Raw genomic sequence first — 19567 nt, forward strand, 5'->3', positions numbered from 1 at the left:
GGTCTAGACTTCCTCGACCGAGCTGGGCTCGTTGTGGGAGAGGTCAATACCCAATTCATCGGCAGCCCGGAATCCTTCGTCCTCCGAGTCGCGCATTTCGATCGCATTGCCTTCGGTCGAGAGGACCTCGACGTTCAGGCACAGAGACTGCATTTCCTTGATGAGCACCTTGAAGGACTCGGGAACACCCGGTTCGGGGATGTTGTCGCCCTTCACGATGGCCTCGTAGACCTTGACGCGTCCGTGGACGTCGTCCGACTTGATGGTCAGGATTTCCTGCAGGGTGTAGGCGGCGCCGTAGGCCTCGAGGGCCCACACCTCCATCTCACCGAAACGCTGACCGCCGAACTGAGCCTTACCGCCCAGCGGCTGCTGGGTAATCATCGAGTACGGCCCGGTCGAACGCGCGTGGATCTTGTCGTCCACCAGGTGGTGCAGCTTGAGGATGTACTGGTAACCGACCGAAATCGGTTCCGGGAAGGGCTCGCCGGTACGCCCGTCGAACAACAGGGCCTTGCCCGTGCTGTCGATCAGACGCTCGTCATCGCGGTTGAGGTTCGTGTGGTCCAGCAGATCGAAGATCTCCTGCTCCTCCGCACCGTCGAACACCGGGGTCGCGACCTTGGTCGGGCCCGATTCCTTCGGGAAGTTCGGAAGGTTGTCGAGCCACTCGGGGTTGCCCTCGATCTTCCATCCCTGCTTGGCGAGCCAGCCGGTGTGCACCTCCAGGACCTGGCCGATGTTCATACGGCCGGGAACGCCCAGCGGGTTCAGGATCACGTCGACGGGGGTTCCGTCGGCCATGAACGGCATGTCCTCAACGGGCAGGATCTTGGAGATGACGCCCTTGTTGCCGTGACGGCCGGCGAGCTTGTCGCCGTCGGTGATCTTGCGCTTCTGGGCCACGTAGACGCGGACCAGCTGGTTGACGCCGGGAGGCATGTCTTCGTCGTCCTCGTCCCGGTCGAACACGCGGACGCCGATGACGGTACCGGACTCGCCGTGCGGAACCTTGAGCGACGTGTCGCGGACCTCGCGGGACTTCTCACCGAAGATGGCGCGCAGCAGGCGCTCCTCCGGGGTCAGCTCGGTCTCGCCCTTCGGCGTCACCTTGCCGACCAGAATGTCACCGGCCTCGACCTCGGCACCGATGTGGATGATGCCGCGCTCGTCGAGGGCCGAGAGAACCTCTTCGGAAACGTTGGGGATGTCACGAGTGATTTCCTCGGCACCGAGCTTGGTGTCACGGGCGTCGATCTCGTGCTCCTCGATGTGGATCGAGGTCAGGACGTCGTCGGAGACCATGCGCTGCGAGAGGATGATCGCGTCCTCGTAGTTGAGGCCCTCCCAGGACATGTAGGCCACGAGCAGGTTCTTGCCCAGCGCCAATTCGCCCTGGTCGGTCGACGGACCATCCGCGATCAGGCCGCGAGCACCCACACGGTCGCCCTCGGAGACCACAACGCGGTGGTTGTAGCAGTTGCCGGGGTTGGAGCGCAGGAACTTCGCGATCGGGTACGACGTCGTGGTGCCGTCGTCGTTCGCGATGACGACCATGTCGGCCGAGACCTCGCGGACCACACCGGCCTTCTGGGCCAGCACGGAGTCGCCGGAGTCCATCGCGGCGTAGCCTTCCATACCGGTACCCACGACCGGGGACTCGGACTCGAGCAGCGGCACCGCCTGACGCTGCATGTTGGCACCCATGAGGGCACGGTTCGCGTCGTCGTGCTCCAGGTACGGAATCAGCGACGTACCGACCGAAACCATCTGGCGCGGCGAGACGTCCATGTACTCGACGTCGCCGGCCGGCTTGGCCTCGGCTTCGCCCGAACCATCCGAGGCGCGGCAGAGGACGTACTCCTCAACGAAGGTCTGGTCCTCCGTCAACGGGGCGTTGGCCTGGGCAATGGTCTTGCCCTTCTCGTCATCGGCGGTCAGGTAGACGACCTTCTCGGTCACCCTCCCGTTCGAGACCTCGCGGTACGGGGTCTCGATGAAGCCGAACGGGTTGATCCGCGCGAAGGTCGCGAGGGAGCCGATCAGGCCGATGTTCGGGCCTTCGGGAGATTCGATCGGGCACATGCGTCCGTAGTGGGACGGGTGCACGTCTCGAACCTCCATGCCCGCGCGGTCACGGGACAGACCGCCGGGGCCGAGGGCGTTGAGACGACGCTTGTGCGTCAGCCCGGCCAGCGGGTTGTTCTGGTCCATGAACTGCGAGAGCTGCGAAGTGCCGAAGAACTCCTTGATGGAGGCGACGACGGGACGGATGTTGATCAGGGTCTGCGGCGTGATGGCCTCGACGTCCTGGGTCGTCATGCGTTCCCGGACCACGCGCTCCATACGGGACAAGCCCGTGCGGATCTGGTTCTCGATCAGCTCACCGACCGCACGGATGCGGCGGTTGCCGAAGTGGTCGATGTCGTCCGTGTCAACCAGGATGTCCTGCTCGACGCCGTCACGCTTGCCCTTGATGGACTTGCCGCCGGCGTGCAGGGTCACGAGGTAGCGGATCATCGCGACGATGTCGTCCTGGGTCAGGACCGACGAGTCGTTGTCCTCGATGGGCTTGTCCACACCGAGCTTGCGGTTGATCTTGTACCGACCGACCTTGGCCAGGTCGTAGCGCTTCGGGGTGAAGTACATGTTGTCGAGCAGCGACTGGGCCGCGTCGACCGTCGGCGGCTCACCCGGGCGAAGCTTCTTGTAGATATCAATCAGCGCTTCGTCGCGGGTCTCGACCGTGTCCTTCTCGAGGGTCGCGCGGATCGAGTCGTACTCGCCGAATTCTTCGAGGATCTTCGCGTCGGTCCAGCCGAGGGCCTTGAGGAGAACGGTCACGGACTGCTTGCGCTTGCGGTCCAGGCGGACGCCGACCTGATCGCGCTTGTCGATCTCGAGCTCGAACCATGCACCGCGCGAGGGGATGATGCGGGCGGAGAAGATGTCCTTGTCCGAGGTGCGGTCCACGGCCTTCTCGAAGTATGCACCGGGAGAACGAACCAACTGCGAGACGACGACGCGCTCGGAACCGTTGATCACGAAGGTTCCGGACTCGGTCATGAGCGGGAAGTCGCCCATGAACACGGTCTGCTGCTTGATCTCGCCGGTCTCGTTGTTCATGAACTCGGCCTTGACGTACAGCGGCGCCGAGTAAGTTGCGTCGCGGTCCTTGCACTCCTCCATGGAGTACTTCGGATCGGCGAATTCCGGCTCCGAGAAGGACAAGGACATCGTGCCCTGGAAGTCCTCGATCGGCGAGATCTCTTCGAAGATCTCGGTCAGGCCGGAGACGCGGGAGACGGAGTTGTCGCCCGTCTGGTCCGCTTCGGCAACGCGCTCGATCCAGCGCTCGTTGCCCACCAAGCGGTCAAAGCTCTCCGTCTGCAGGGCCAGCAGGTTGGGAACACTGAGTGGTTCGTGAATCTTTGCGAATGAAATGCGTGAGGCGGAACCGTCGTGCGGGTTTCCCTCCGCGTGAGCGGCATCATAATTGGAGGTGCTCGAGGCGACCAAGATTGGATCCTTCCACAGACCTGTCTGTACACGAAGGCTTGCCCGGATCCACGGGGTTCACGCATTCCGGCGGGCGATCTCAAGGCGCACGAGACGCGCTCGGAGGCGAGCTGTCTCTGCGTGTCGGTGGTCGTGGTTGCCTGGAAGCGTGAGCTGGATCCATCAGTTGTACCCACCGCTATATGAAGGCACAAAAATTTAGGGAAAGCGCAAATTTTTACTCTACATGCTTTCCGGGGGTCTGTCCAGTGGGCGCCTCCGGCGGACCCAGGTCAGCATTCGACGACGTTGACCGCCAGTCCGCCCAGCGAGGTCTCCTTGTATCTGTTGGACATATCGACGCCGGTCTGACGCATCGTCTCGATGACCTGGTCGAGAGACACGCGGTGCTCGCCGTCGCCCCGCATCGCCATCCTGGCGGCGTTCACCGCCTTGGCCGCAGCCATCGCGTTGCGTTCGATGCATGGGATCTGGACCAGACCGCCCACCGGATCGCAGGTCAGCCCGAGATTGTGCTCCATCGCGATCTCGGCCGCGTTCTCGACCTGCTCGACATTGCCGCCAAGGACCTGGGCAAGCCCGCCGGCCGCGATCGACGACGCCGAGCCAACCTCGCCCTGACAGCCGACCTCGGCACCGGAGATCGACGCACGTTTCTTGTACAAGGATCCGACCGCGGACGCCGCCAGGAAGAAGTCGATGACGGCACGCTCCTTGGCCTTGCGGCCGCCGTGGCGGATCTCGGGAATGTAGTGCACGGCGTAGTGCAGCACGGCGGGCACGATACCGGCCGCGCCGTTGGTCGGCGCCGTCACGACTCGACCCCCGAAAGCATTCTCTTCGTTGACCGCGAGCGCGATGAGGTTGACCCAGTCGATGGAGTACTGCGGGTCCTTGTTCGGGTCCTCTTCCAGAAGCTCCCTGTGCCAGCGCTGAGCACGGCACCGGACCTTGAGCTCACCGGGCAGGTAACCGATGCGGGACAAGGACGAACCGATGCATTCCCGCATCACCGTGTAGATGTGGAGGATCCCGGCCTCGACCTCTTCCCGAGATCTCGCCGTCATCTCATTGGCCATTTTGAGTTCCGCGATCGAAATCCGGGCCTCATTGGCCTGCCTGACCAGTTCCTCGGCCGAGTCAAACGGGTAGGGCACATCCGTCAGGCTGTCTCCCCCCGCCGCTTCCTCACCTTCTTCGATCACGAATCCGCCGCCCACGGAGAAATACGTCCGCTCGTCGAGCATGAGGCCTTCGGCGTCGGTCGCCGTGAAGCGGATGCCGTTGGTGTGGCGCTCGAGGACCGTCAGCGGACGGAGGACCATCGCTTTCTCGCTGATGTCGACCTCAGGCCCCTCGACCAGGTCCTCCCGAGTCGCTTCGGACCTGATGCGATCCGGGCCGAAACCGGCCAACACGAGTTTTCCCGTGGCCTGGTTGTCGGCGACCATCTGTTCGGACTCGCGGACATCGATGGTCTCGGGGACCCAGCCCGCCAGCCCCTTGATGGTCGCCGACATGGTTCCGTGTCCCGCCCCCGTCGCCGCGAGAGAACCGTACAGGTCGACCTTGATCCCGGCGACGTCGTCCAGGCGATTTCCCGCAATCAGCTCCGTCACGAACCGGTTGGCTGCCCTCATCGGGCCGACGGTGTGGGAGCTCGACGGTCCCACACCGATGCTGAACAAATCGAAAATGCTGATGTCTGTGGTGCTCATCATGGCTTTCCACACCTCCCCAGGTTGATACGGCTCCGTTGCTCGCGAAGTCGGTGATGCGTCTATTCGGATCGGCGGTAGAACGGGAGGTCAATGACCTCGAAGTCCTGTGTCCGTCCGCGGATGTCGACCGCGATCGTGGTTCCCGCGTCTGCATTCCGGGAGTCGACGATGGCCATCGCGATGGGGTACCCCAGCGTCGGCGACGGAATCCCCGAGGTCACGGTTCCTATCTCCCGGCGGGTCTCCCCTTCGCCCTCGACGAGGGCCGACCCAGCGCGTGCGGGGCGCTTGGACAGCCCTTTGAGACCGACCAGGACGCGGTGCCCCTCGTCCTGGGCCGCCGACTGGGCCTTCTCGAGGGCGTTCCTTCCGACGAACTCTTCCTTGTTCCGCAGCGCCGCGTCGACCATCTTGCCCAGTCCGGACGTGTAGGGCGAGAGGTCCGGCCCGAGCTCGTGGCCATAGAGGGGCATCCCGGCCTCGAGGCGGAGCGAGTCACGCGCAGCGAGACCCGCAGGCACGACGCCGCGGTCTCTGCCGGCCTCGGCCAACAGGGTCCAGAGTGCTGGGGCGGACTCATTGGGCACGTACAGCTCGAAGCCGTCCTCGCCCGTGTACCCCGTCCGGGCCAGGAGAACCTCTATGCCACCCAGGACGGCCGGCGCGGCGGCGTAGTACTTGAGTCCGGCCAGATCGGTTCCGCCGTCGGCGAGCCGGAGGTCGTCGAGGGCTTCGGCGATCACCGAGGCTGCGACCGGACCTTGGAGAGCGACGAGAGACGTTGCCGCCGTCTCCTCGTGAATGCTGGCCTCGAAATCCGTGCCCCTGACCGTGAACTCGCGCAGGACGGCGTCGGCGTTGGCCGCATTCGGAACCACAAGGTACTCCTCGTCGGCCACTCGGTAGGTGATGAGGTCATCGACGAGTCCGCCCCGGTCATTGGCCATCACGGAGTACTTGGCGCGTCCGACCGCGAGCTTCCCGAACGAAGAGACCAGGGCATGGTCCAGAAGCGCGGCGGCCTCGGGACCCGCGATTCGGATCTCCCCCATATGGGAGAGGTCGAAGAGACCCGCGGCGTCGCGTACCGCCTTGTGCTCGGCGACGTCGTTGTCGTATTTGAGCGGCATTTCCCAGCCGCCGAAGTCGGTGAAGGAGGCCCCGAGCGATTCGTGCACCTCGTACAACGCGGTCCGGCGGGGGCCTTCGGTCTCCGGAATATAATCCTGATTCTGAATAGTCATGAACTCACTCTCTCCTTCGGGAGGGTCACTCGGCCGAGGACTCGTCGACTTCGATGTCGAAGGCCTCGATCGGCGGGCACTCGCAGACGAAATTGCGGTCACCCGCAGCACCGTCGATGCGACCGACAGGAACCCAGTACTTGGCGCGCCGCAATCGAGCGACGGGATAACCAGCCGACGATCGCGAGTATTCCCGGTCCCACTCGTCCGCAGTCAACACCTCGGCCGTGTGGGGAGCCATCCGGAGAACCGAGGTCTCGGCCTTCGCCCGCCCCTCGGCCACGTCCGTCATCTCTGCGTGGATCTGCACCATGGCCTCGACGAACCGGTCGAGTTCGTCCAGGTCTTCCGACTCCGTCGGTTCGACCATGAGCGTCCCGGCCACGGGGAAGGCCAGGGTGGGAGCGTGGAACCCGAAGTCAATGAGACGCTTGCACACGTCCTCCGCGGTGATCCCGGACGATTGGGTCATCGGCCGCAGGTCCAGAATGCATTCGTGGGCCACCAGCCCCGAGGGCCCCGTGTACAGCACCGGGAAGACTCCGTTGAGCTTCTTGGCCAAGTAATTTGCGTTGAGCACCGCGACCTGCGCGGTGCTGCGCAGGCCCTCTCCCCCGGTCATCGCGATGTACATCCAGGAGATCGGCAGCACGCCCGCCGAGCCGAAGAAGGCCTGGGACACGGCTTCGACCCGCTTGGAGTGCGCTCCCGATTCGGCGTCGATCTCCGCTGCGTCGCCCGGGAGGTAGGGGGCGAGCTGCGGGGCCACGGCAACCGGACCGACGCCGGGGCCGCCTCCACCGTGCGGGATGCAGAAGGTCTTGTGCAGGTTGAGGTGGGACACGTCGCCGCCGAACTCACCCGGCGACGCGAGGCCCACGAGGGCGTTCAGGTTGGCTCCGTCGAGGTACACCTGCCCTCCGGACTCGTGGACCAGCCGGCACACCTCGGTCACGGTCTCCTCGTAGACCCCGTGCGTGGACGGGTAGGTGATCATGATGCCTGCGAGCCGCTGACCGTATTTGTCGAGCTTGTCTTTCAGATCGTCGAGCAGGATCGAACCGTCGTCGGCGGTTGCGACCGAGACGACTTGGAGGCCCGCCATGACCGCGGACGCGGCATTGGTCCCGTGGGCCGAGGCAGGGATCAGAACGATGTCACGATCCCCGTCCCCACGGTCGCGATGGTAGTCACGGATCGCCTGAAGTCCGGCGTATTCGCCCTGGGACCCGGCATTCGGTTGGAGAGAGACCGCGTCGTATCCGGTGATTGCCGTGAGCCACCGCTGGAGGTCGTCGATCAGCTCGAGCCAGCCCTGGGCCTGGTCTCTTGGGGCCAGGGGATGGACGTTGGCGAATTCCGGCCACGAGATCGGCTCCATCTCGGAGGCGGCGTTGAGCTTCATGGTGCACGATCCCAGCGGGATCATCGTGCGGTCCAGGGCGAGGTCCTTGTCCGCGAGCTCTCGCAGGTAACGCATCATCGACGTCTCGCTGCGGTGGCTGTGGAACACGGGATGGCTCAGGTACTCGTCCCGTCGGAGAACCGTCGCAGGAAGATCGAAGTCCTGCGGTGAGTCCGAACGTCCCGCACCGAAAGCGGCCAGGACGTCATCGAGCTGGTCAAAGGTGTGTGGCTCCCCCACGCTGACCCCGACGCGATCGTTGTCGATTCGACGCAGGTTGATGCCCTTGTCCAGGGCCGCCGCAACGACGTCGTCGGCCCGCCCCGGCACCACCGCGGTCACGGTGTCGAAGAATTCGGTGTGAGCCAGTTCGATGCCGCCCGCCGCCAGACCGGCAGCCAGATACGCGGCCTTGTCGTGGATTTCCTCGGCGATTCTGCGTAGGCCTTCCGGCCCGTGGTAGACCGCATATGCGCCCGCGACCACGGCCAAGAGCGCCTGCGCGGTGCAGATGTTCGACGTCGCCTTCTCGCGACGAATGTGCTGTTCGCGCGTCTGCAAGGACAGACGATAGGCCGGACGGCCCGCCGAGTCCGTGCTGACCCCGACCAGCCGGCCAGGAAGAGACCGCTCGAGACCGCGCCGAATCGCGATGAATGCTGCGTGGGGGCCGCCGAAGAACAGCGGAACACCGAACCGCTGGGTGCTGCCGATGGCGACGTCGGCCCCCTGGGTCCCGGGCGAGACCAGCAGGGCCAGCGCCAACGGATCGGTCGCGATCGTCACCAGTGCGTTGCGGGCATGCGCCGCCTCGACGAGGTCGGTGTTGTCGATGACCTGGCCCTCCGAACCGATCTGCGCGGCAAGGACCCCGAACAGGTCTTCGTCGGGCAGACCGTGCGAGAGATCTGCGACGACGACGTCGATGCCCAAGGTGGATGTACGGCCTTCGATGATCCGGAGCGTCTGCGGAAGGAGACGGGAGTCGACCGCGACTTTGCCGTTCTTGACCTTTCGATTGGCGCGTCGCATCATCACGACCGCCTCGGCCGCCGAAGTGGCCTCGTCCAGCATCGACGCGTTTGCGATGTCCATGCCGGTCAGGTCCATGACGGCGTTCTGGAAGTTGAGCAGGGCCTCGAGCCGGCCCTGCGAAATCTCAGGCTGGTACGGGGTGTAGGAGGTGTACCACCCTGGGTTTTCGAGAATATTGCGCCGTAGCACGGCCGGAGTGATGGTCTCGGAGTACCCCTGGCCGATCATCTGGACCTTGACCTGGTTGCGGTCGGCCAAGGACCTGATGCGTTCGGTGGCTTCGTGCTCACTGAGGGCTTCGGGAAGCCCCGGAAGCTCGAGCCGGGTGCCGCGGCGAATGGACCCTGGCACGGCAGCGTCTGCCAGAGAATCCAGCGAGTCGTATCCGAGTACGTCGAGCATCGAGGCGATCTCTTCGGCGCGGGGTCCGAGGTGGCGTTCGAGGAAGGACATCATCTCTCCGAGGGTGTGCTGAACTGTCCTCCCCACTCTGTGCCTCGACCTGAGAGTTTTCGACCGGTGCATGCCCGACCTTGCCCCTTCGGCGGGGTCATGGGACCCCTTTCCAGAGTTGCCTCGCACTACGGTTCATTGGCCTGAGAGTTTCCCGGGGAGGGTTTGCTCCTTCGGCGCTCGGACCAGCCGAGGCTCTCCCGCAGTGCGTATGCGGCAATTGGACTTAAGTGTGCCACATCCCACGGACGCGGGCGACCCGGGTGCGAACGCTCTGGTGGGCGGGCGGCGGCGTCGTTATGGCGGCATCGGAGCGACATCAGGGCCTGTGCGTCAGTCCGGCCGCGTCCGAGCCCGTCAGTCATGTTCCGGAACGTCATCCTCCTCAAGCACGTACCGGCAGTGATCCACCGGGTCATGGCAGTACCAGGCGGTCGGGAGGCCGAGGTGGCAGTTTCGTGCGCAGCAGTTCGCGAGGTGGCGATGGCGTGCGCGAAACAGGGGAATTCGCGCACGAATTCGCCACCTCGCGAGAAGTCCTGCACGGAACTGCCGCCTGGGCGGAGAGCCGTCGCACAAATCAGCCACCTCGCGGCCCGCCGACGCACGAAATAACCACCTCGTTGACCTGCGGCACCGAGTCCCCGTCCACGGAACCTGGCCCAGGACACATAGTGACGTTATGTTGGTCACTATGAGGACAGTAACCAGCCTGATTCCTGCCCGCCTGGACCGGTTGCCGTGGAGCAGATTCCACACGATGATCATCGTCGGCCTGGGAACGGCCTGGATTCTCGACGGCCTCGAGGTCCAGATCGTTGCCGCCAACGGTTTCGCGGAGACGCTCGACATGTCCACGGAGCAGATCACGCGCGCCGCGACGGTCTACCTCGTGGGCCAGGTTGTCGGTTCCCTGGTCTTCGGCGCCCTGACGGACCGCATCGGCCGGAAGAAGCTGTTCATCCTGACTCTGGCCGTGTATCTCGTCGGCTCCGGCATCGCCGGTCTGTCCAACTCCGTCTGGTTCCTCTATGTCTGGCGGTTCGTGGCGGGCGCGGGCATCGGCGGCGAGTACAGCGCGATCAATGCGACCATCGACGAGCTGATTCCCTCCAAATACCGGGGCCGCGTGGACCTGATCGTCAACGGTACGTACTGGGGCGGCGTGATGATCGGTGCGATCGCCACCATCTTCCTGCTGGATCCGGCCATCTTCCCCATCGACTGGGGCTGGCGCATCGGTTTCTTCATCGGTCCGGTGCTCGGGCTGATCCTCATCATGATTCGCCGCCACATCCCGGAATCTCCCCGCTGGATGCTGACCCACGGCCAGGGTGACCGGGCCGAATCGGTGGTCGATGGCATTGAGAAGGACGTGCAGGGCAAGGGCCACGAGATCCCCGCCGTGGACGAGTCCAAGGCCCTGACTATTAGGCCCGAGGAGAAACTGCCGTTCAGGCAGCTCGCCCACGTGTTCCTCAAGCTCTACCCCCAACGGACGGTTTTGGGCATCACGCTCATGGTCACCCAGTCGTTCCTGTACAACGCGATCTTCTTCACCTACGCGATCGTGCTCGAGACGTTCTACGGGGTGAGCCATTCCTCGGCCGGCAAGTACATGATCCCGTTCGCCCTGGGGTCGTTGCTGGGACCGATTCTCCTGGGACGGCTCTTCGACACGGTCGGCCGGCGGAAGATGATATTCGCGACCTACGGGATTTCCGCCGTGATCCTGGCCGTTTCCGCCATCCTCTTCTCGATGAACGTGTTGGGACCGGTCACCCACACGATCTTCTGGTGCGTCGCATTCTTCTTCGCGAGCGCAGGTGCTTCCGCGGCCTACCTGACCGTGTCCGAGATCTTTCCCATCGAGGTCAGGGGCCAGGCGATCAGCTACTTCTTCTCGATCGCGCAGATCGCCGGCGCACTTGCCCCGGCCGTCTACGGCGTCCTGATCGGCACCGGCGAAGCACGCGCCCCTCTGGTCTGGGGCTACCTCATGGGTTCCGCGATCATGATGGCCGGCGGGCTGGTTGCCTGGTTCCTCGGTATCGACGCCGAGAACAAGGGACTGGAAGACGTCGCCGACCCGCTGACCAAAGAGACGCCGACCGTCCCGGAAAGGTAAGGACCGTCCCTGCGTCGGCCTTCCAGGATGATCTAGTGAAGCCCGACCCAGTCGACCGTGCCGTCGTCAAGGACCTGTTCCTTCCAGATCGGGACCTCGGCCTTGATCGTATCGGCCATGTCCTCGCAGGCCCGGAACGCCGGACCTCGATGGGCCGCCGCGGCCACCACGGTCAAGGCGGACTCCCCGATCTCGAGAGGACCGATGCGGTGCACGGCCCACAATCGGACGTCCGGGTGTCGGGCAGAGACGCGGTCGGCGACGTCGTGCATGACGTCCACGACCTGCGGATGCGCGGTGTAGGTCAGGCCCTGGACGCCGCACCCGTGGTCGTGATCCCGCACGACCCCGTCGAAGACGACGAGCGCGCCCATCGCACGCGTCATCGTTGCCGCGCGGGCCACGCGGGCCAGCCCCTCGAGGGGTTCTTCGATCACGTCCGCACGAACGACGACGCCGGTCTGCTCCGCCACGTACGCGGGATCCTGCGGATTGTCAGTGCCCACGTCGGCCCTCCAACTGGTCCAGGGCGTGCTCATAAAGGCCGCCGAGCACCGCGATGCCGTCCTTGATTCCTCCAGGGGACCCAGGGAGCGTGACGACCAGGCTGTCGCCGATGACTCCGGCGACGCCCCTGGAGAGCACAGCCGTCGGGGTCGATTCCAGACCCTTCTGCCACAGCGCGTGCATCACTCCGGGAACCTCGTAATCCAGGAACTCGGTCACCGTCTCGACCGTGCGGTCGTCCGCGTTGAGCCCTGTCCCGCCGGAGGTAAGGATCAGCCGCGGTCGCTCATCCGGTTCCCGGACGGCGTCTCCGAAAGCCTGTCCGAACCGCGCGTCCTCGACCACGACGGCGTCGGGCACCTCAAATCCCTCGGATCGAAGCCAGTCGACCAGGATCTCCCCCGCGCGGTCCTCATAGACTCCCCGCGCAGCCCGAGTCGAGGCAACCAACACCAATGCCGTACGTTTCGTCATCGTTCCTCCTCAACAGTCCACGAACCGGACTTGCCGCCGGACTTCGCGAGAACACGGATGTCACCGATCACGGCGTGCTTGTCGACCGCTTTGATCATGTCGTACAAGGCGAGTGCGGCGGTGCTGACCGCAGTGAGCGCTTCCATCTCGACGCCGGTTGCCCCACGCGTCTTGACCTTGGCCTCGATTCGCACACCATCCTCGAGGCGCTCGAAATCCACCGTGATCTTGCCCAACGGCAACGGGTGGCACAAGGGAATCAGATCCGGGGTCTTCTTCGCCCCCATGATGCCCGCGATGCGGGCCACGGGCAGGGCGTCCCCTTTCGGCAGGTCGGCTGCATACATGAGCTCGACGACATCCGGCCTGGTCCGAAGGACGCCGACCGCCACGGCTTCCCTACTGGTGTCGTCCTTCCCCGTCACGTCCACCATGTGCGCGGACCCGTCCTCCCGGACATGGGTCAGGCCTTGCTCGGTGTTCGTCATATTTGCTCCTCATGATGCAGGTGCGGTGCCAGCGGGTGGACGCTGACCACGTCTCCTCTGAACAGGTGACTCGCAGGCGGTACCTCGATCAGGCAGTCGGCTCCCACCGATTGTGCCAGCAGGTGAGAGCCCGCCCCACCCACGACCTCGGCCGATACGGTCGCATTCTCTCCCAGGGCGAGCCGCCCCCTGCGGAACTGGGTCTTGGCCGGCACGCCCTCCACATCGCAGGACAGGCGCGCTGCCAGGACCGGGGGCTCCACGGCGGCGCCCCAGACCCGCGCCACCAGGGGCGCCACGAACAGGCGGAAAGAGACCAGGGTACTGACAGGATTTCCCGGCAGGGCGATCACGGGCACTCCCGCGAGCGCCGCGCAACCCTGGGGCCCGCCTGGTTGCTGTGCCACATGCCCGAACCATGCCCGGGGTTGGCTCTCCAAGACCTGCCGGACCACTTCGAAGGCGCCGTGGCTGATTCCTCCTGAGGTCACCACGAGGTCCGGGCGCCATCGCCTCAGTGCGCCCTCGAGCCTGTTGCTCAGGTCTTGCGGGTCGTCCCCCGTCACGATCCTCTGAACGACCTCGAGTCCGTGGTGTCCGGCGAGCGCCTCCATCATCGGGCCGTTGGCATCCGGAAGCTGCGCCTGGTCGAGAACTCCGGACTGCGAGATTTCCTCTCCTCCGGTGCAGATGAGCACGCGCGGCCTGGCCCAGACCTCGACAGACCGTACGTTCTGGCTGGCCAGAGCCCCCACGGTCTGTGGGGTCACGGTTCGCCCTTCGGACACCAGGGTCTCGCCGCGCCGCAGGTCCGATGCCGCCGGACGGACGAACTGCCCTTCCGGAGGCTGGGGGATTCTCACCTGGTCACCGGGGGCCGCGAATTCGGGCGGATCGCATTTCTCCACGGGGACAACGGCGCAGGTTCCCTCGGGCAGCTTGGCCCCGGTCATGATCGGGCAGACGGTATCCTCCCGGTCGAGTCCCTGCGGGTAGTCCTTCGCCGGATCGGTCCCGGCAGGAACCACGGGCCCGACGTGGAAGAACCTGTTCTCGCGGTGCACCGCGGCCGCGTTGAGCGCATATCCGTCCATCTGCGAATTGTCGAATCGCGGGGAGTCTGCCGGGGCGACGACGTCCTCGGCCAACACACGACCCGCAGCAGCGGCCACTTCGATCCGTTCCGTCCGGGGTTCGGCTCCCAGATCGCGGGCCAGATTGACGAGGTGTTCACAGTATTCCGAAGGAGCAAAGGGTTCTGCGTCATGCATGGGATGTGTCCGCCTTTCGGAGCGAGGACAGGAAACGGGCCATCAGCAACAGTCCTACGACCAGCACATAGAGGGCCAGGAGCATGATGCAGCTTCCGAGGGCGGCGTCGACGTCGTTGGAGCTGAGCCCGATTTCGATGTTCAACGGAATGGTGCGGGTCGTTCCCTTGATATTCCCCGCGAACGTGATGGTCGCCCCGAACTCGCCGAGGGCCCGTGCGAAGCTCAGCAGCCCCGCCGTCAGCAGGCCGGGAAGGGCTTGCGGCAACAGGACCTTGCGGGCGACCTCGTTGCGTGTTGCTCCTTCCGTCGCGGCGATCTCTTCGTATCTTCGGGGAATCGCGGTGAGGGCGGTGACGGCCGTGGAGACGAAGAATGGCATCGAGACGAAGACCTGGGCGAGGATGACGGCCCACGAGGTGAACGCGATCGTCACGTTGCCTTCGGCCAACAGTTTGCCGAGCAACCCGTTGCGCCCCCAGAAAAACATCAAAGCCAGGCCCGAGACCACCGGAGACAGCACGAGCGGGGCGTAGACGATGAAGGCCATGGGACCGCTGAACGCAGAAGCCAGTCCACCGGCACCGGCCATCCCCGACCCGGAGGCACGCGCCTTCCCCGACCTGGTCAGCATGAGGGACAACGGAATACCCACCAGAACGCAGCACACCGTGGAGACGCAGGACGTGGTCAGGGACAGCTCCAGAGCCTGGAGGGCCGACGGTTCGGACAGGAGGCTTCCTGCCTCGGACCAGGGAATCTTGACGACGAGGCCCAGGAGAGGCCCCAGGACCAGAAGCAACGCGATCCCCGCGGGGACGTACAGCCACGCGGGGAACGCGAAGTTGGAATTACTGCCCCGAGCCAAAGCCGTACTTCTTGAGGATCTTCTTGGCGTCGTCGCTCTCAAGCCACTTGTAGAAGTCCTTGGCGCCATCATTCTTCGAGCCCGACTCGGTGATGGCTGCCGGGTACTTGTTCTTCTCGATGCCCTTGAGATCGATGGCTTCGACGTCTTCGCTGTTCTTCTTCATGTTCAGGGCGTCGGTCGAGTACACGAATCCGGCATCGACCTCGCCCTGGCTGATCTTGGTCGAGACGGCGGACACGTTGGCTTCTTGGCTCGCGTCGTCGAGCTTGACGCTCGCGGCGTCCAGGGCCTGCTGAGCGAGGGTTCCGCACGGAACCTCGGGCGCGCAGACGGCGACCGGCTTGCCCGAGGCATCCTGGATCGAGTGGATCCCACCGGGGTTGCCGGGTGCGGTCACGAGTTGCAGAGTATTGGTTGCTATCACGGAGGTGTCCTGGGAGTCCTTGAAGGCATCGAGTGCCAGGGCCTTGTCCATGTTCTGCTGGTCCGCGGAGATGAACATGTCGGCGGACGCTCCCTGGTCGATCTGTTGGACCAATTTGGAGGATCCCGCGTAGTTCCACTTGATGTCGGTGTCCGGGTGATCTTCCTTGTACTTGGAGGCCAGCTCGTCACCCGCCTTGTTCAGTGAAGCGGCCGCGAACACCGTGACCGTCTCCGAGTCGTCTGATCCCGAAGCCCCGGAGGACCCGCCGCAGCCCGCGAGCAACAAGGCACCGGCGACGGCCACCGAAAGGCCGGCTCCAAGCCTCGTGCGGCGGCCTCGTCGTGTCCGGTTCTCTGACGTGGGCTGCTGTGCGTTGCTCATGGGTGCGTCCTCTCGAGTGAATTATGCTGTGACGTGGCTCCCCCATGGCAATTTACATCACATTCCTATCGAATACGGTGCACCCCGGCCCCAGCTTTTCTCCTCGTTCCTCCCGGTCAACACAGGGGCGAAAGTTAGCTCGGTTCCAAGGACGCTGTGAACCCGAGTACCGTGGGTAGCGGAGCAATACATCCGAGGAGGCAGCATTGGGACTCTTGGAAGACCAATGGGGTCGCGTAGCCAACGATCTCCGACTATCACTCATCGACAAGTGCAACCTGCGGTGCACCTACTGCATGCCGGCCGAAGGGCTGGACTGGCTCGGCAAGAACGAGCTCCTGAGCGCCTCCGAAGCGGTCCGCATCGCCGACATCGGCGTCAGGCTCCTGGGAGTACGCGAGGTCCGATTCACCGGCGGCGAGCCGCTCGTTCGCGCCGATTTGGGGACGATCCTCGGTGACTTGCGCGAACTCCACCCCCATTTGCCAATGTCGATCACGACGAATGGCATCGGGCTGGAGAAGAAGATCGATGGTCTGGTCGAGGCCGGGCTCAATAGGATCAACGTGTCCCTGGATACGGTGTGCCCCGAAACCTTCGCGAAGATCACTCGCAGGGACCGGCTCCCACATGTTCTTCGTGGCCTCGAGGCCGCAGCCGAGGCGGGGATTCGCCCCATCAAGATCAACGCCGTCCTGATGCGCGGGGTCAATGACGACCAGGCCGGCGAGTTGCTCGATTGGTCTCTGCGCCACGACTTCCAGCTCCGGTTCATCGAACAGATGCCGCTCGACGCCGACCACGAATGGACGCGCAGCGGCATGGTGTCGGCCGGGGAAGTCAGGGATCGCATCTCCGAGGACTTCGACCTGGTTCCCCAGGCCGAACCCCGGGGATCGGCACCCGCCGAGCTGTGGGACGTCTACCCCTTGGGCACGGCTGACTCTGGCGATTCGGCACCGCCCCTCGGCCAGGTCGGCGTCATAGCCTCTGTCACCGAGCCTTTTTGCGAAGCCTGCAGCCGAACCAGGGTCACGGCCGACGGCAAAATTCGCAGTTGCTTGTTTTCCCACGAGGAAACCGATCTCATGGAGGCGCTCAGGGACGGGTCGACGGACGAGCGGATTGCCGAGATCTGGCAGGCCGCGATGTGGGTCAAGCCCAAGGCCCACGGACAGACCAAGGTTGGTCTGGGGACGCCCGAATTCGTTCAGCCCGATCGCAGCATGAGCGCAATCGGGGGCTGAGAATTGGTCGACATCCACTATTTCGCTGCTGCGCGGGCAGCCCGCGGCCAGTCGACCGAATCCGTCGACGCCGCGGCGAACGGTCTCGTCACCCTCGCGGACCTGGTCGAGACGCTAGGACGAGAGCACACCGAGCACCGAGCCGCCGGCCTGACGCTGGCGGAGGTCTTCGGCCGATGCACGTTCCTCGCCGATGGGCGCAGAGCCGAACCTTCGGCTTCTCTCGCGAGCGTCGAGCGCATCGACATCATGCCGCCCTTCGCCGGGGGCTGACCGGTGGCCCCGTTCCCTCTAGTCGAGTTCCGAGCGATCGTCCTCGCGGGTGGTCGATCGTCGCGTCTGCACGAATCGGCACCCGTGCCGATTCCGGACAAGCCCTTGCTGTCCAGAGACGGCCGCACCGTCCTGGGCTCCGTCCTCGAGGATCTCGAACGATACGCGGGCGTCGGAGCCGACCGCTGCGTCGTCGTCGGGCCCGAGGACATTCCGGTTCCGGAAGGAACCGGACTCGTGCGCGAGGATCCGCCCTTCTCCGGCCCGGCCGCGGCAATCCGGGCCGGGCTTTCGGAATTCCCCGCGCTGGACTCGTGGTCCTTCGTGGTCGCGGCCGACATGCCGCATCCGGGACCGGGATTGGCGGCCCTGCGTCGGGCCGTGACCGAACGGACGCCGGACGACGCCGCATTCGTGGGGTCCGATGACGGGCGGTGGCAACCTCTCCTGTCGGTTCTCCGCCTCGATCGGGCGCGGGACGCCTTCGCCGAACCGGCGAGCTCACAGTCCGTGATGTCGAGACTGAAACGCCTCTCCCCGACCGTAGTCGAGGTTCCGGCAGGATCGAGCGCGGACGTCGATACCTGGGACGACGCCGTGGCCCTCGGCTACGTTGCCCGCCCGAACGATCTTTCGACGAGGAATCCGGCATGAGGCGGGACTGGTACGCGGTCCGTGAGAAGCTCCACGACCTCGCGAGCGAGATCGGAAGAACCCTGGATCGCCCAGAGGACCTGCGGCTCGAGAACGCACTGGGCATGACGACGGCGAAGCCGCTCGTGAGCCCCATCCCCATACCTCACTTCGATTCCTCGGCCATGGACGGGTTCGCCGTGGCCGGACCGGGACCGTGGCGTCTGACCTCGGATCCGGTGCGCTCCTCGGGCGAGCGGAACATCCACCGTCGCTCGGGCAGCATCGCGGCCGGAGAAGCGTGGCCTTGCCTGACGGGATCCGTCCTGCCCGAAGGAACCGAGGGCGTGGTCCGCGTCGAGCACACCGAGACCCTGGGGTCGACCGTGCATTGCCTTCCGGAGCACCCGTATTCGCCTGGTCGCGACATACGGCGTCGCGGCGAGGAGATGGCTCAGGGAACCCAGCTGGTCTCGGAGGGAACCGTGCTCGCGCCCCGCCACATTGCGCTGCTCGCGGCCTGCGGTATCGACATCGTTTCCGTGCATCGACCGATGACCGTCAGCATGGCCTTCACGGGCAATGAGGTGATCGCCTCTGGCGTGCCCCAGCCCGGGGAGGTTCGCGACGCCTTCTCCGCACAATTCCCGCACCTCCTGCGAGGTTGGGGCGCGGACGTCACCGAAAGAACGCGGCTCCACGACGACCACGACGTCATCCGCGAGTGGATCTCGTGGGCCAGCGGCGACCTCGTGATCCTCACGGGCGGATCGGGATCCTCGAGCCAGGATTTCGTGCGGAAGATCCTCGAGGACATGTGCACGGACCTGATCGCGACGTCGATCGCCGTTCGCCCCGGGCATCCGACCATCGTTGGGCGTCTCCCCGGCGACCGGATCGTCCTGGGGTTGCCCGGGAATCCGCTCGCGGCACACACCTCACTCTACGGACTCGCGCCGGTGGCCCTCGCCGGATTCCTGGGGCGGCCGCTGCCGCCCCTTCTTTCGGCGGTCCTCGGCAGGGACATGCCTGCTTCGCACAAGGGAAATACGAGCCTCGTCCCGTGCACGCTCGACGGCGACGTCGCGCTCCCATGCCCCGGCACGCAGGCACACATGCTCTCGGGTCTCGCGGCGGCGGATGTCCTGGCCGTCGTCCCGCCGGAAGGTGCCACTTCAGGCGATCGGGTCAGCTGCCTGCCCTTGGACTGAGCTTCGGGGCGGTCGGGAACGGCAGATCCGGACCAGGCCGGGAACCTGCTGAGGAAGCCCTCGGGATCATCGCTTCCGCAACGTCTCGTTGGTATCACCAAGCGCGTTCCGGTATTCCCCCGTGCCTTCGATCGTCGCCACACTGATCGCGCCGATCAGGAACGTCACGCGTGGCGAGTCACCTTCTCGGTGCCCGGGCAAAGTCCTGAACACGATGTTGCTTCTACAAGCATTCGCGACGCCGAGGGGTCCGAAAGCATCGCACGCAGACTGCGAACA

The 19567-nt window shown here is 65.1% G+C and carries 15 protein-coding genes and 2 riboswitches; of the genes, 5 read left to right on the top strand and 10 right to left on the bottom strand.

Annotated elements, in window-relative coordinates; all coding sequences use genetic code 11:
* Window positions 1–3 precede the first annotated feature (3 nt).
* The 4 genes from rpoB to gcvP form a co-directional block, all read right to left on the bottom strand.
* Entirely contained in the window at window positions 4–3519 is a 3516-nt protein-coding gene (gene rpoB, locus AB0Y14_RS04455) for a DNA-directed RNA polymerase subunit beta (RefSeq protein WP_436588010.1), read from the bottom strand.
* A gap of 272 nt (window positions 3520–3791) precedes the next feature.
* A complete protein-coding gene (locus AB0Y14_RS04460; protein ID WP_436588011.1) occupies window positions 3792–5240 on the bottom strand; it encodes an L-serine ammonia-lyase in 1449 nt (482 codons plus the stop codon).
* Between the two features lie 59 nt (window positions 5241–5299).
* A complete protein-coding gene (gene gcvT, locus AB0Y14_RS04465; RefSeq protein WP_436588012.1) occupies window positions 5300–6484 on the bottom strand; it encodes a glycine cleavage system aminomethyltransferase GcvT in 1185 nt (394 codons plus the stop codon).
* Window positions 6485–6509: 25 nt separating this feature from the next.
* Window positions 6510–9377, bottom strand: a complete 2868-nt coding sequence (gene gcvP, locus AB0Y14_RS04470; RefSeq protein ID WP_436588824.1) for an aminomethyl-transferring glycine dehydrogenase — start codon at window positions 9375–9377, stop codon at window positions 6510–6512.
* 27 nt (window positions 9378–9404) lie between these two features.
* Window positions 9405–9498: riboswitch (glycine riboswitch) on the bottom strand.
* Window positions 9499–9590, bottom strand: a riboswitch (glycine riboswitch).
* Window positions 9591–10071: 481 nt separating this feature from the next.
* Between gcvP and AB0Y14_RS04475 the strand changes: the two genes are divergently transcribed.
* Window positions 10072–11505, top strand: coding sequence for an MFS transporter (locus AB0Y14_RS04475; protein ID WP_436588013.1), 1434 nt, complete (start codon window positions 10072–10074; stop codon window positions 11503–11505).
* Window positions 11506–11537: 32 nt separating this feature from the next.
* Here the strand turns inward: AB0Y14_RS04475 and AB0Y14_RS04480 are convergent, their stop codons facing one another.
* The 6 genes from AB0Y14_RS04480 to modA are packed head-to-tail and all read right to left on the bottom strand — an operon-like array spanning window position 11538 to window position 15924.
* Entirely contained in the window at window positions 11538–12011 is a 474-nt protein-coding gene (locus tag AB0Y14_RS04480; protein ID WP_436588014.1) for a molybdenum cofactor biosynthesis protein MoaE, read from the bottom strand.
* Complete coding sequence (locus AB0Y14_RS04485) at window positions 12001–12486, bottom strand: MogA/MoaB family molybdenum cofactor biosynthesis protein (protein WP_436588015.1); 486 nt, start codon at window positions 12484–12486, stop codon at window positions 12001–12003. Before AB0Y14_RS04485 ends, AB0Y14_RS04480 begins: the two co-directional genes overlap by 11 nt.
* Entirely contained in the window at window positions 12483–12974 is a 492-nt protein-coding gene (gene moaC / locus AB0Y14_RS04490; RefSeq protein WP_436588016.1) for a cyclic pyranopterin monophosphate synthase MoaC, read from the bottom strand. Before moaC ends, AB0Y14_RS04485 begins: the two co-directional genes overlap by 4 nt.
* On the bottom strand, window positions 12971–14245 hold the full coding sequence (locus tag AB0Y14_RS04495) for a molybdopterin molybdotransferase MoeA (RefSeq protein ID WP_436588017.1): 1275 nt from the start codon (window positions 14243–14245) through the stop codon (window positions 12971–12973). The genes moaC and AB0Y14_RS04495 overlap by 4 nt, the downstream gene beginning before the upstream one ends.
* Window positions 14238–15113, bottom strand: a complete 876-nt coding sequence (locus AB0Y14_RS04500; RefSeq protein WP_436588018.1) for a molybdate ABC transporter permease subunit — start codon at window positions 15111–15113, stop codon at window positions 14238–14240. The genes AB0Y14_RS04495 and AB0Y14_RS04500 overlap by 8 nt, the downstream gene beginning before the upstream one ends.
* Window positions 15097–15924: a molybdate ABC transporter substrate-binding protein gene (gene modA / locus AB0Y14_RS04505; RefSeq protein WP_436588019.1), complete on the bottom strand. Its 828-nt coding sequence runs from the start codon at window positions 15922–15924 to the stop codon at window positions 15097–15099. The genes AB0Y14_RS04500 and modA overlap by 17 nt, the downstream gene beginning before the upstream one ends.
* A 206-nt stretch (window positions 15925–16130) precedes the next feature.
* Here modA and moaA point away from each other — a divergent pair, with 206 nt between their 5' ends.
* The 4 genes from moaA to AB0Y14_RS04525 are packed head-to-tail and all read left to right on the top strand — an operon-like array spanning window position 16131 to window position 19288.
* Entirely contained in the window at window positions 16131–17171 is a 1041-nt protein-coding gene (gene moaA, locus AB0Y14_RS04510) for a GTP 3',8-cyclase MoaA (protein WP_436588020.1), read from the top strand.
* A gap of 3 nt (window positions 17172–17174) precedes the next feature.
* Window positions 17175–17444, top strand: coding sequence for a MoaD/ThiS family protein (locus AB0Y14_RS04515; protein ID WP_436588021.1), 270 nt, complete (start codon window positions 17175–17177; stop codon window positions 17442–17444).
* 3 nt (window positions 17445–17447) lie between these two features.
* Complete coding sequence (gene mobA / locus AB0Y14_RS04520; RefSeq protein ID WP_436588022.1) at window positions 17448–18098, top strand: molybdenum cofactor guanylyltransferase; 651 nt, start codon at window positions 17448–17450, stop codon at window positions 18096–18098.
* On the top strand, window positions 18095–19288 hold the full coding sequence (locus tag AB0Y14_RS04525) for a molybdopterin molybdotransferase MoeA (protein ID WP_436588023.1): 1194 nt from the start codon (window positions 18095–18097) through the stop codon (window positions 19286–19288). The genes mobA and AB0Y14_RS04525 overlap by 4 nt, the downstream gene beginning before the upstream one ends.
* Window positions 19289–19567: the final 279 nt, after the last annotated feature.

This window comes from Rothia sp. HC945 (genome assembly GCF_051370785.1).
GTDB lineage: Bacteria > Actinomycetota > Actinomycetes > Actinomycetales > Micrococcaceae > Rothia.

Coding starts and splice junctions, on each gene's coding strand:
- AB0Y14_RS04460 (WP_436588011.1), bottom strand. CDS start 5,240: ATGATGAGCACCACAGACATCAGCATTTTCGATTTGTTCAGCATCGGT.
- gcvT (WP_436588012.1), bottom strand. CDS start 6,484: ATGACTATTCAGAATCAGGATTATATTCCGGAGACCGAAGGCCCCCGC.
- gcvP (WP_436588824.1), bottom strand. CDS start 9,377: ATGTCCTTCCTCGAACGCCACCTCGGACCCCGCGCCGAAGAGATCGCC.
- AB0Y14_RS04475 (WP_436588013.1), top strand. CDS start 10,072: ATGAGGACAGTAACCAGCCTGATTCCTGCCCGCCTGGACCGGTTGCCG.
- AB0Y14_RS04485 (WP_436588015.1), bottom strand. CDS start 12,486: ATGACGAAACGTACGGCATTGGTGTTGGTTGCCTCGACTCGGGCTGCG.
- moaC (WP_436588016.1), bottom strand. CDS start 12,974: ATGACGAACACCGAGCAAGGCCTGACCCATGTCCGGGAGGACGGGTCC.
- AB0Y14_RS04495 (WP_436588017.1), bottom strand. CDS start 14,245: ATGCATGACGCAGAACCCTTTGCTCCTTCGGAATACTGTGAACACCTC.
- modA (WP_436588019.1), bottom strand. CDS start 15,924: ATGAGCAACGCACAGCAGCCCACGTCAGAGAACCGGACACGACGAGGC.
- AB0Y14_RS04525 (WP_436588023.1), top strand. CDS start 18,095: ATGAGGCGGGACTGGTACGCGGTCCGTGAGAAGCTCCACGACCTCGCG.